Below are 11,192 nucleotides of genomic sequence, written 5' to 3' on the forward strand. Positions count from 1 at the left end.
GGTCGGGGGCGCCGACGGTGACGTCACCGGGATCGAGCCCGGCCATGTCGGCGGGGCCGGGCATCCGGCTGCCGGGCAGGCGCACCGCCGCGGCGCCCCAGGCCAGCGCCTGGGCCAGCGCGCCGGGACCGCGCCCGCCTCCGGCGAGGAAACCGGCCAGCATGGCATCGCCCGCGCCGACGGAGCTGCGGGGTTCGGTGACGGGGGCCTCGCCGTACCAGATGCCGTCCGGCTCGACGAGGACGGCGCCGTCGGTGCCCAGGCTGGCCAGCACCGCCCGCGCGCCCGCGGCACGTAACTTGGCCGCCGCCTCCACGACGTCGCCCACGCAGCGGATGGGCATGCCGGTGACGGCGGAGAGCTCCTCGGCGTTCGGCTTCACCAGGGCGGGTGCGGCGCCGAGCGCGCAGGACAGCGCCGGGCCGCTGGTGTCGACCGCCACGTGGATGCCCGCCCCGGCGAACCTGCGGCACAACGATGCGTAGACGTCGGCGGGGACCTCGGGCGGCAGACTGCCCGAGGCGACCACCCAGTCGGCTCCCTGGCCGCCGGAGTGCGCGGCCTCCAGCACGGCGTCGGCGATCGTGTCGAGCTCGTCCTGCGCGAGGGCCGTGCCGGGTTCGTTGATCTTCGTGACGGTGCCGTCGGGCTCGGCGAGGGTGACGTTCGACCTGGTCGGTCCCGCGACGGGGACGGTGATCATGTCGAGCCCCTCCGCGGCGAGCAGCCGTACGAGCTGCCTGCCCTCGTCGCCGCCGAACGGCACCACCGCGCGCGAGGCGACCGCGTTGGCCAGCAGGGCGCGCGAGACGTTCACTCCCTTGCCGCCCGGGTCGAGGTGGGCGGCGGCGGCGCGGATGACCGCGCCCCTGTCCAGGGCGGCGATCTCGATCGTGCGGTCGAGGCTGGGGTTGAGCGTCAGGGTGAGGATCACGCCCGGATCACCTCCGGGCCCGCCGCCGCCAGGTCGGCGGCCAGCGCGTCGTCCAGGCCGGTGTCGGTGATCAGCACGTCGATCTCGCCGAGCTCGGCGAACGTGGCCAGATAGGTGTTGGTGAACTTCGTGTGGTCGGCCAGCAGGACGCTGCGCTGCGCGGCCTTGACCATGGCCCGCTTGATCGCCGCCTCCGCCGGGTCGGGCGTGGTCAGCCCCCTGCTCAGGGAGCAGCCGTTGGTGGCCATGAACGCCACGTCGACGTTGAGGTGGGCCAGCGGGCGCAGCGCCCAGTCGTCGACGGTGGCGAGCGTCTTGCCGCGCAGCCGGCCGCCCAGCATGATCACGTGCAGGTTGGCGCGGGCCGCCAGGGCGGTGGCCAGCGGCGGCGAGTTCACCACCACGGTGAGCTCCCGGTCGGCGGGCAGCACCTGGACCAGCCGTCCCGTGGTGGTGCCCGCGTCGATGATCACGGAACCGTCGTCGGGGAGCTCGGCGAGCGCCGCCTTGGCGATGCGCTCCTTCTCGCCCGTCATCACCTCGTCACGGGTGGCCAGCGCGGGCTCGAACCCCAAGCGTTCCACGGGGATCGCGCCCCCGTGAACCCGGCGCAGCACACCCGCCCGCTCCAGCGACGTCAGGTCGCGGCGGATCGTCTCGGTGGTCACGTCGAGCTCGGCGGCCAGCGTCACCACGTCGACGCGGCCCGCGGACCGCGCTCTCCGCAGGATCTCCTGCTGCCGCTCCTCGGCGTACATGATGTTGGTTCACCGCCGTTTCGGGTTGGTTTCATCTGTGTTTATACCCGCTTAGTTGTGCGGTCAAGGGCATACGGGCGAGATCTGATAGTTGTAGGCACTGTGCGAATCAAGCCCCTTGCCGCCGTGCCCATCGTCCTCGCCGCTGCGCTGACGGCCGTACCCGCTCACGCCGAGGCGGTCAAGCCGCCCTCCGTCCCCGCCGGCACCACGGCCGCGTGGCTGGTCTTCGACCGGCAGGCGGGCAAGTTCGTGGCCACGCGCAACGCGCACAGGAAGTACCGCTCGGCCTCCATCGTCAAGATCCTGATCGCGATCGACTACCTGGAGGGGCGCAAGAGCGTCCCGGCCGCCGACGCCAAGCTGCTCAAGAGCATGCTCAGGGCCAGCGACGACGACGCGGCCTCGACCTTCTGGGAGCGCGGGGGCCAGGGGAAGATCATCATCAGGATGGCGCGCAAGCTCGGCCTGGCCGACACCACACCGCCGCCCGCCTCCAAGCCGGGCTTCTGGGGCTACACCTCGCTCAGCGCGTACGACATCGTGCGCACCTACCGCTACCTGTTCGACCGGGCCGACGCCAAGGTCAGGAACCTGATACTGGGCCACCTGCGCAAGTCCACGCCGTGCGGGGCCGACGGCTTCGACCAGACCTTCGGCATCCCCGACGCGATCCCCCGGCCGTGGGCGGTCAAGCAGGGCTGGTCCGGGTTCGGCATGAAGCCGCCGAGCCCCTGCAAGGACGCCAGGGCCGTCGGAGCGCCCATCTCGTGGGTGGCGCAGCGGGCCACCGGCTCGGGCGTGCCCGACTACGGCCGCCCGGTGCTGCACACGACCGGCCTGGCCGGCCAGGGCGACCGGTACGTCATGGCGGTGCTCACCGCGCACCCGGTGGGCGGCACGTGGAGCGGCTCGGTCAAGCGCATCACCAAGCTGACCCGCGACCTCTACCGCAGCGTCGCCGGCTGAGCCCCTCGGGCGGGGAGCCGCCCGGCCGGGGCGTCACCGGCCGTCGCGGGTGTTGCCCCGCGAGGCGGGCGGGCCGGTAGAGTCGGCCCGATGACGAAGCATGCGATCACCCCGCAGGCCGGCCTTCTCGGTGACACGTTCGGCTGCACCTGCGGCGTGGCCCTGGTCGGCCGGATGCCGGCCGAGCTTCACGCCGCCGAGAACGGCCTGTGCTCGGCGTGCCTCGGCTCGGCGGAGGAGGAGGTGACGGCCGGGATGGCGCGCCGATGCCCGTCGTGCGCGGGCACCGGTCGCCGCAGGGAGCAGGTCACCTGGCAGCTGGCGCACGCCGAGGCCGAGCACCTGATCACGATGACCATCGTGCGCGGGGTCGTGGCGGGCTTCGAAGGGCCCTTCCGCCTGTCGGAGATCGCCGACACGGTCAGGACCGGTCTCGGGCTGCCCGCCGGGCGGTTGCCCGTCGGGCCGCGGGTGCGCGACCTGCTGCTCCAACTGCAGGCCGCGGGTGAGATCACCATGCTGTCGGCGCCCGACGAGCTCATCGGCACCGACATGGTCCTCTACCGCGACCCCCAGTGGCAGCGCGCCAGGACCCTCGGCATCTGAACCCCGCGCCCGGGCCGGGCCAGGCGTTGCGCCGGACCTCCGGGCGGCGCATCGGCGGGCCGGGCTCAGGCGCGGCAGAGGATCTCGCCGTGCAGGATCGACATCCAGCCGTCACCGTCGGCCGCCCACGTCAGCCACCCCTCCGAGATCCGCCGCAGGTCCGCCTCCGTGGCGGCGCCCGCGGCCAGGGCCTGCCGGGCCATCGCCGAGCGCAGGATCCGCTCGGACCACATCCCGCCCCACCAGGCCCGGTCGCCGGGCGTGGCGAAGCACCAGGTCGACGACGTGGCGGTGATCTCCTCGAACCCCGCGGCCCGCGCCCACGACAGCAGCCGCCGCCCCGCGTCCGGCTCGCCGCCGTTGCCCCGCGCGATCTTCTGGTACAGCTCCATCCACTCGTCCAGCACCGGCAGCCGCGGATGCCAGGCGAACGACGTGTAGTCGCTGTCGCGGGCCGCCACGAGCCCGCCCGGCCTGGTGACCCTGCGCATCTCCCGCAGCGCGCGTACCGGGTCGCCCACGTGCTGCAGCACCTGGTGGGCGTGGGCCACGCAGAACGTGTCGTCGTCGAAGCCGAGAGCGTGCACGTCGGCGACCGCGAAGTCCACGTTGCCAGGGCCGCGGGCGCTCACCTCGGCCCTGGCCAGGTCGAGCGCCTCCGCGCTCACCTCGGACGCCGTCACGTGCCCCACCCTGGTCGCGAGGTCCGCGGTGATGGTGCCGGGGCCGCTGCCCACGTCGAGCACCTTCATGTGGGGCTTCAGGTGAGGCAGCAGGTACGCGGCCGAGTTCTCGGCGGTGCGCCAGCGGTGCGAGCGCAGCACCGACTCGTGGTGGCCATGCGTGTAGACGGCTTCCATCGCCGAACTCCTTCGTCTTCGCCGGACCGTTGCCGACGACCCTAACGTGAATCTCACCATTCAAGAGATGGCGTCTCGTTCTACGAGACGAAGGAGGTCGAACGAGGCCCTGGCGGCGCGGCCCCGCCCACCTGGTGAATCGGGTGAGCGCCCGGGTAGGGGGGCGGGCACCGACCCACAGGAGGACCCCATGGCGAAGACCGTGGCAGACGTCATGACAGCCCACCCCGCGACGATCGAGGGCGACCAGCCGGTGTCCGCCGCCGCGGCGCTCATGCGCGAGCGCGACACCGGGGCGATCATCGTCAACGACAACGGCCGCATGCAGGGCATCGTCACCGACCGTGACATCGCCGTGCGGGTGGTCGCCGCCGAGCGCGGCCCGGACACGCCGGTACGCGAGGCGTCCAGCCCGGCCGTCGAGGCCGTCGATCCCGACACCGGTATCGAGCAGGCCGTGCGGATGATGCGCTCGCACGCCGTCCGCCGCCTCCCGGTGGTCGAGGACGGCCGCGCCGTCGGCATCGTCAGCCTGGGGGACCTGGCCGTCGAGCGCGACCCGGACTCGGCGCTCGCCGACATATCGGCCGCCGAGGGGAATCGGTAATGTTGCCCGCGTGGTCACGGTCGACGACATACGGCAGTTCGCGCGCACGCTTCCGCGCTCCACCGAGCACCTCATCCGGGACCGCGTCAAGTTCCGGGTAGGAAAGATCGTCTACGTGGCGTTCTCGCACGACGAGACGCTGATGGGCTTCGGGTTCCCGAAGGAGGAGCGGGCGGCGCTCGTGGCGGCCGAGCCGGACAGATTCCTCATGCCGAGCGAGTCCGAGCTGCGCTTCAACTGGGTCGTCGTGCGGCTCGCCGCCATCGACGCCACCGAGATGCGCGAACTCGTGCTGGAGGCCTGGCGGATGTGCGTACCGAAGAAGGTGCGCCTGGAACAGCAGCGGCAGGCCGCCGGCGCGCCGTGAGCGCCGCGGCAGCGCAGGGCTTCGGTGCGCGCCGAAGCGTGTCAACCGCGGACGTCGGCCAGCCCGCGCAGCCGGCGCAGCGCCTTGCGGGCGGCCGCCGAGACCCGCTCGTCCGGGTGGTGGTCGATGAACAGCCGCAGCACCTGACCCGTCCACGGATGGTCGCCGAACGCCAGGATCGGGATCGTGCCCGCCTGCTCCTCCGCGTCCATGCCCAGGGCGATCGACTCGATGACCTGGCCCGGCTCGTCCCCGAACTCCAGCAGCGCCGCCGCCATGTCCACCAGCACCCAGGCGATCTCGTCCGGCGCGGGCTGCCGCTCGGTGCGGCCGGTCCTGGCCGCGATCACCGCGCCGAGCTTGCGCTTCTCCAGTTGCCGGGAGAGCGCCAGCCGGCCCTCGTCGCCGAACTGCGTCGACAACAACTCCACGCCGATGGCCCGGCTCAGCGGGCTGACCGTGGCCAGCGCCGCGGCGATCTCGGCCACCGCCTCGTCGGGTTCCCTGCCCTTCAGCCATCCCGCCAGTTCCTCGTCGCGCTCTGCCTCCGGGTAGGAACGCAGGCCGTGCAGCAGCGCCGCGGCGTCGCCGTCCGCGAGCGAGCCCATGACCGGGACCTCCTGCCCGGTGGTCGCCGCGACGATCAGCCGCGCCACCCACAGGCCGAGCCAGCTCAGCGTGTACGGCTCCTCCTGGCGTACCAGGCCGAGCCCCGTCAGCGTCTCCGGCACCTCGCCCTGGTGCGGCTCGCGCGTCAGGAACATCCTGATCAGTTCGAGCAGCAGGGTGCCGTCGGCGGCCAGCCGGTCGCGGCAGTGTCCCGCCCAGGCCGCCAGCACCTCCGAGTCGTCGCCTTCGGGCTTCAGTTCCTCGGCCAGCGGGGCGGCGCGTACCGCCGCCGCGAGCGTGGCCTCGCCGGGCAGCCGGATCGGTGGTTGCAGGGGCAGCGTGTCGTCGTGGTAGGAGCTCACCAGCCCATCCTGTCGCGATATTTCTGTTAAAGTGCCAGCTGACACCGAAAAGTCGGAAGAAAGGAGGCGCTGAGATGTTCGGCATTACCCCGGGCGCTCATCGCGCCCGCTTCCACTTCTCGGAGGAATCATGCGTTTCCGTCCCGCGGTCACGGACGACCTAGACCGCCTGCTCGGCTGCGTCGTCGACGAGTCCATCAGCTGGGCCCACCCTGAGCGGCTGCTGTCGTTCCTGGAGAGCCGCAACTACGGCTACGACCGCATCTGGCTGGCCACCGGCGACGACACCGGTGACGGCACCGGCGACATCCTGGCCCGCGCCGTCTGGTGGGGCTTCCCCGACGGTGCCAGGCCGCTCGCGCTGGACTGCATCTATGTGCACCCGTCGGTCGGCGACCGTGTGGGCGTGGCCGCCGAACTGCTGCGCCACGCCCATGCCGCCTTCGGGCGGGCGCCCGAATACCACGTCTTCGTCCCCAACGGCTGGCGCGGCGACCCCGCGGTCACGGCGGCCATCGGCTGGCGCTGGGAGGCCGCCGGCCGCGCCGGGCTGACCGAGGAGCTCGAACGCCTGCGCTATGCGTGGACGGCGGGCGACGCGCCCGTGCCAGAGCCATCGGACCGGCTCGTCTTCCGTGGCGAGGAGGACGACGAGGTCTTCGTGGAGGCGTTCCGGCGGGTGGCCGTCGGCTCGCTCGACTTCGCCACGCGCCAGGCCCTGCGCACCATGGACCCGGTGGAGCAGGCCCGCGAGGACGTCCGCGACAACGCGTCCATGCGGGGCGAACGGTCCTGGTGGCGGCTGGCCTACGACACGAGCGGCGACCTCGTCGGGGTCGCCCTGCCGTCCGCCAACGACACCGGGCCCGTGGTCGGTTATCTCGGCGTGGTGCCCGAGCACCGCGGTCACCGGTACGCCGACGACCTCCTCGCCGAGATCACCCGCTTCCACGCGGAGCGGGGCGTCCAGCGGATCGTGGCCGACACCGACTCCGGCAACGTGCCGATGGCCAGGGCGTTCGAGCGGGGCGGCTACCGCAACTTCGCCATCAGGCTCGTCCTGTCGGCCGAGCCCGCGGCTCCGTAACGGCCGGCGAGGTCCCGCGCAGCCGGGTCCGGACCGCCATGTCGCGCAGCGCCTCCCCGGCGGACGTCCGCTCGGGGAGCGCCGACGACTCCCGGGCCTCCTCCAGCGCCGCCGTCATCCGCGCCACGTCCTCCTGGACTCCCGGCACGCCCCAAGGCGTTCATGGAGGTCGTCGGGAAGCCGCAGTGCGAAGCGCATCATGATGCTTGAATGACATCATGGCGACGTCGAAGGACGCTGACGGGGCCGAGCACGCCCGGATCACCTACCGGCTGCGCCTGTCGTCCACCGCACGCGCGGCGTTGCTGGCTGAGTGGGACCGGTGCCGCTGGGTGTGGAACCCATGAGTCGCCGCCTTCCGCACCGCCCACCAGGCCGGCCAAGACTGCGGCCCGGCGAAGCTGGACAAGATGCTGACCGGCTGGCGCGCCGAGCATGAATGGCTCTCCTCCGGGGGCTCGGCGCCGCAGCAGCAGATCATCCGCGACTTCGCCACGTCCCGCGCCAAGGCACCCCGGACCCGGGAGCGTTCTGGCGGGTGGTGGCCACGCACGGGGTGCGTACGCTGTTCACCGCGCCGACCGCGATCAGGGCCATCAAAAAGGAGGACCCATCCGGAAATTTCGCGAAAAAGTGGGACCTGTCGGGGCTGCGGCACCTCTTCCTGGCCGGCGAGCGCCTCGACCCCGACACCTACCACTGGGCGTCGGGCCTGCTCGGCATCCCCGTCATCGACCACTGGTGGCAGACCGAGACCGGCTGGCCGGTGGCCGCCAACTGCGCCGGCATCGAACGGCTGCCGATCAAACCCGGCTCGCCCACCAAGCCGGTGCCCGGCTGGGACGTGCACGTCCTCGACGCCGATGGCAACGACTGCCCGCCGGGGGTCGACGGCGCGGTCACCGTCAAGCTGCCGCTCCCGCCCGGCGCGCTGCCCACCCTCTACCGCGACGACGCCCGCTTCGCCCGCTCCTACCTGGAGCGCTACCCCGGCCACTACCTGTCCGGCGACGGCGGCCACCTCGACGCCGACGGCTACCTCTACGTCATGGGCCGCATCGACGACGTGATCAACGTCGCCGGGCACCGTCTCTCCACCGGCTCGATGGAGGAGATCATCGCCGCCCACCCCGACGTGGCCGAGTGCGCCGTGATCGGCGTGGCCGACGAGCTGAAGGGGCAGCTGCCGATGGGGTTCGTGGTGCTGAAGGCCGGGGCGGAGCCCGACCCCGCCGACGTGGAGCGCGAGCTGGCCGCCCTGGTGCGCGAGCGCGTGGGGCCCGTCGCCGCCTTCCGCCGCGCCCTGGTGGTCGCCCGGCTGCCGAAGACCCGCTCGGGCAAGATCCTGCGCGCCACGATGCGCGACATCGCCGACGGCCGCCCGTACACCACGCCGTCCACGATCGAGGATCCTGCGGCGCTGCCGGAGATCGCGCAAGCCCTGAAGGGTATATGACGGTCAGACCGGCAGCAGACCCGGGAGCAGACCGGCAGCAGACCGGCACGGTGTGGAAGCCTGCGCGATCGCGGGCGCAGAGCGCATGATGGGACACCCCCTGTCCCGGGAGAAGGCCATGATCGATACCCCGAGCTACGCCGACGCCCTGAGGATTCTCGGATGCAAGGACGGCAGGTTGGTCAAGGTCGTCGGGTTCGCCTCGGCCGCCGAGCGCACCGGCTGGGCGCTGGCCGGCGGCGGGCGGCTGGCGGCCGGCCTGACCGACATGCGCGACGGCATCGCCCGCTACGGCAAGGACATCGTGCGCCGCATGCCCGAGCTCAGGAGCGGCGTCGACCGGCACACCCGCACCCAGCGGCTGGCCGCGGCGCACGCCGTGATCGTCGTGTCGGCGTACTTCGAGGCGCTCGGTGAGGCGAAGCTGCCGTTCACGCTGGACCGGCTCGACCGCGGCGAGAAGATCTCCCGCGGTGTGCCGACACCCGAGCGGTTCGCCAGGCTGGTGGCGGAGCTGCTGCTGGAGCGGCTGCCCACGCCCGAGCCGCACCTGCCGTACGCCGAGACGCGGCGCGCCGTGGAACGTGCCTTCCTGCACATGTCCGAGGCCCTGGCCGGATACGTGGGCGGCCTGTCGATCTGGGACGAGCTGGGCGTCGACGACCAGCTCCTGCTGCCCCGCATGCTCGCCGAAGGCCCGCCCGCGCACGCGCTGCGCATCTACGACGAGGACTACCGGTCGCTGGCGCTCGACAGCCACGAGTTCGGGGTGCGCAGCCTCGTCACGGAGAGGCCGCCACCCGGCACCGCGCTGTCGCGGGTGGCGTGGCTGCTGGCCGAACTGGCCCCGCCCAGGGTCGGTGACCGCCCCGTGATCCACCTGGCCAGGATGGCCGCCAACGCGCTCGACCAGCCGCTCCTGGTCGCCGGCAAACTTCCCGAGGACGTCACGCTCCCGCTGCTCGGCGAGGGCTACCTCACCCCCCGCTGCCGGGTCGCGGAGCTGACCCGCGACGCCGCGCCCGCCGAGCGCGCCTGGTGGGACGACCGGCGCCTGTTGCCCGACCCCGAGGCGTTCCTCGTGGGTCACCTCACCTCGCTGCGGGCCACCCGGGCGCCCCTGCTGGTGCTGGGCGAGCCGGGCTCGGGCAAGACGAAGCTGACCGAGGTGCTCGCCGCCCGGCTGGCCAGGTCGGAGTTCCTGCCGATCCGGGTGGAGCTGGGCGGGGTGGCCGCGCGCGCGAGCGTCACCGAGCAGATCGAGCAGGCCCTCAAGGGGGTGCTGGCGGAGCAGGTGGGCTACGCCGAGCTCGTGGCGGCCGGCGACGGGGCGATGCCGGTGATCCTGCTCGACGGGCTGGACGAGTTGCTGCAGGGCGGCGTCAACCGGTTCGACTATCTCGAACACGTCCAGGAGTTCCAGGCCAGGGAGGCCGGTCTCGGGCGGCCCGTCGCGGTGATGGTCACCAGCCGCACGGTGGTGGCGGACCGGATCAGGTATCCGGAGGGGTTGCTGGCGCTGCAGCTGCAGCCGTTCGACGACGATCAGGTGCGGCAGTGGCTGGACGTCTGGGACCAGGCCAACCGATCCCTGCTGGCCAGGCGTGATCTGAAGCCGCTGCCCGCCGAGGCGGCGCTCGTGCACGGCGACATGGCCAGGCAGCCGCTGCTCCTGCTGCTGCTGGCCCTCTACGACGCGGGCGGCAACGCGCTGCAGCGCGACCACGGCCCGCTCGGGCGCGCCCGCCTGTACGAGGTGCTGCTCAGGGACTACACCGAACGGGAGACCGGCGGGTCGCGGCGGGTGGTGATCGACCAGGAGCTGGTGCTGCTCGGCACGGCGGCGTTGTCCATGCTGGCCAGGGGCCGCCAGGTCCTCACCGACGAGGCGCTCGAACGCGACCTGCCCGCCCTGTGCCACGGCGGCGAGGAGGACGCCGATGACGAGGGCGAGCGCATCGACTGGGTGCGCAAGGCCACGGAACGCTTCTTCTTCGTCCGCAGGAACGGCCACGCGTTCCTGCACTCCACGTTCGGCGAGTTCCTGGTGGCGTGGCTGACCGTCTACGCGCTGCGCGACCTCGACCGCAGGCGCCGCCTGGCCGGCGACGAGCCCCTCGCGCTCGTCCAGGCCGTGGACGACGACCTGCTGTACGCCGTCACGTCTCACTCGTGCCTGGCCGAGCGCGGGCCCACCGTCGGTTTCGTCCTGGAGTTGCTGGCCGAGGTGCCCGCCGCGGTGCGGGAGCGGTGCGTCACGCTCCTGGCCGGGGTGCTGCGGCGCTCGCTGCACGAGCGGCCCCGCCGCCACTTCACCGGTTTCGTTCCGGTACGTCACACGGTGCCCCGCCGCCTGGCCGCCTACTCCGCGAACCTCACCCTGCTCATCGTCTCCGCCTCCGACCAGCCCGTCAGCGTCTCCTCGATCCTGGCGGGACCCGACCCCCTGGAACGCTGGTCCGCGCTCACCCACCTGTGGAAGGGCAACCTCGGGCACGAGGGCTGGAACGGCCTGCTCACCGCGCTGTCGGCGCACCGGGTGATCGACGGCGGCACGGAGGACGTCGTGCTCGGGGG

At 72.7% G+C, this 11,192-nt stretch carries 13 protein-coding genes; 8 read left to right on the plus strand and 5 right to left on the minus strand.

Going from position 1 to position 11,192, the window contains the following annotated elements; all coding sequences use genetic code 11:
• Both pfkB and E1294_RS48320 read right to left on the minus strand, forming a co-directional pair.
• Positions 1-934 (minus strand): 1-phosphofructokinase (pfkB, locus tag E1294_RS48315; RefSeq protein ID WP_132518907.1); only part of this gene is annotated, 934 nt, incomplete at its 3' end.
• On the minus strand, positions 931-1,692 hold the full coding sequence (locus tag E1294_RS48320; RefSeq protein WP_132518909.1) for a DeoR/GlpR family DNA-binding transcription regulator: 762 nt from the start codon (positions 1,690-1,692) through the stop codon (positions 931-933). The genes E1294_RS48320 and pfkB, both read right to left, overlap by 4 nt.
• A 102-nt stretch (positions 1,693-1,794) precedes the next feature.
• Here E1294_RS48320 and E1294_RS48325 point away from each other — a divergent pair, with 102 nt between their 5' ends.
• Both E1294_RS48325 and E1294_RS48330 read left to right on the plus strand, forming a co-directional pair.
• A complete protein-coding gene (locus E1294_RS48325) occupies positions 1,795-2,661 on the plus strand; it encodes a D-alanyl-D-alanine carboxypeptidase family protein (RefSeq protein ID WP_132518911.1) in 867 nt (288 codons plus the stop codon).
• Between the two features lie 90 nt (positions 2,662-2,751).
• Positions 2,752-3,267: a hypothetical protein gene (locus E1294_RS48330; protein ID WP_132518913.1), complete on the plus strand. Its 516-nt coding sequence runs from the start codon at positions 2,752-2,754 to the stop codon at positions 3,265-3,267.
• Positions 3,268-3,332: 65 nt separating this feature from the next.
• Here E1294_RS48330 and E1294_RS48335 read toward each other — a convergent pair whose 3' ends face one another.
• Positions 3,333-4,127 (minus strand): class I SAM-dependent methyltransferase, encoded by a 795-nt coding sequence (locus E1294_RS48335; RefSeq protein ID WP_132518915.1) that lies wholly within the window; start codon positions 4,125-4,127, stop codon positions 3,333-3,335.
• A gap of 190 nt (positions 4,128-4,317) precedes the next feature.
• Between E1294_RS48335 and E1294_RS48340 the strand changes: the two genes are divergently transcribed.
• Positions 4,318-4,734: a CBS domain-containing protein gene (locus tag E1294_RS48340; RefSeq protein ID WP_132518917.1), complete on the plus strand. Its 417-nt coding sequence runs from the start codon at positions 4,318-4,320 to the stop codon at positions 4,732-4,734.
• A 10-nt stretch (positions 4,735-4,744) separates the two neighbouring features.
• Complete coding sequence (locus E1294_RS48345) at positions 4,745-5,101, plus strand: MmcQ/YjbR family DNA-binding protein (RefSeq protein ID WP_132518919.1); 357 nt, start codon at positions 4,745-4,747, stop codon at positions 5,099-5,101.
• Positions 5,102-5,142: 41 nt separating this feature from the next.
• Here E1294_RS48345 and E1294_RS48350 read toward each other — a convergent pair whose 3' ends face one another.
• Complete coding sequence (locus E1294_RS48350) at positions 5,143-6,072, minus strand: hypothetical protein (RefSeq protein ID WP_132518921.1); 930 nt, start codon at positions 6,070-6,072, stop codon at positions 5,143-5,145.
• 130 nt (positions 6,073-6,202) lie between these two features.
• Between E1294_RS48350 and E1294_RS48355 the strand changes: the two genes are divergently transcribed.
• Positions 6,203-7,159, plus strand: a complete 957-nt coding sequence (locus E1294_RS48355) for a GNAT family N-acetyltransferase (protein WP_132518923.1) — start codon at positions 6,203-6,205, stop codon at positions 7,157-7,159.
• On the opposite strand, the gene E1294_RS48360 is transcribed toward E1294_RS48355, so the two are convergent.
• Positions 7,122-7,307: a hypothetical protein gene (locus tag E1294_RS48360; RefSeq protein WP_132518925.1), complete on the minus strand. Its 186-nt coding sequence runs from the start codon at positions 7,305-7,307 to the stop codon at positions 7,122-7,124. The two genes, E1294_RS48355 and E1294_RS48360, sit on opposite strands and share 38 nt — an antisense overlap.
• 70 nt (positions 7,308-7,377) lie before the next feature.
• Between E1294_RS48360 and E1294_RS57610 the strand changes: the two genes are divergently transcribed.
• The 3 genes from E1294_RS57610 to E1294_RS48375 all read left to right on the plus strand — a co-directional run.
• Positions 7,378-7,506 (plus strand): hypothetical protein, encoded by a 129-nt coding sequence (locus E1294_RS57610; protein ID WP_281284620.1) that lies wholly within the window; start codon positions 7,378-7,380, stop codon positions 7,504-7,506.
• Between the two features lie 191 nt (positions 7,507-7,697).
• Positions 7,698-8,615, plus strand: a complete 918-nt coding sequence (locus E1294_RS48370) for an AMP-binding enzyme (protein ID WP_281284621.1) — start codon at positions 7,698-7,700, stop codon at positions 8,613-8,615.
• A gap of 118 nt (positions 8,616-8,733) precedes the next feature.
• On the plus strand, positions 8,734-11,192 hold a 2,459-nt coding region (locus E1294_RS48375), incomplete at its 3' end, for an NACHT domain-containing protein (RefSeq protein ID WP_132518927.1).

Origin of the sequence: Nonomuraea diastatica (genome assembly GCF_004349015.1) — a bacterium.
GTDB classification, from domain to species: domain Bacteria; phylum Actinomycetota; class Actinomycetes; order Streptosporangiales; family Streptosporangiaceae; genus Nonomuraea; species Nonomuraea diastatica.

Bases quoted from the DNA above. Each gene is read 5' to 3' on its own strand.
- E1294_RS48320 (WP_132518909.1), bottom strand. From the start codon at position 1,692: ATGTACGCCGAGGAGCGGCAGCAGGAGATCCTGCGGAGAGCGCGGTCC.
- E1294_RS57610 (WP_281284620.1), top strand. From the start codon at position 7,378: ATGGCGACGTCGAAGGACGCTGACGGGGCCGAGCACGCCCGGATCACC.
- E1294_RS48335 (WP_132518915.1), bottom strand. From the start codon at position 4,127: ATGGAAGCCGTCTACACGCATGGCCACCACGAGTCGGTGCTGCGCTCG.
- E1294_RS48355 (WP_132518923.1), top strand. From the start codon at position 6,203: ATGCGTTTCCGTCCCGCGGTCACGGACGACCTAGACCGCCTGCTCGGC.
- E1294_RS48330 (WP_132518913.1), top strand. From the start codon at position 2,752: ATGACGAAGCATGCGATCACCCCGCAGGCCGGCCTTCTCGGTGACACG.
- E1294_RS48340 (WP_132518917.1), top strand. From the start codon at position 4,318: ATGGCGAAGACCGTGGCAGACGTCATGACAGCCCACCCCGCGACGATC.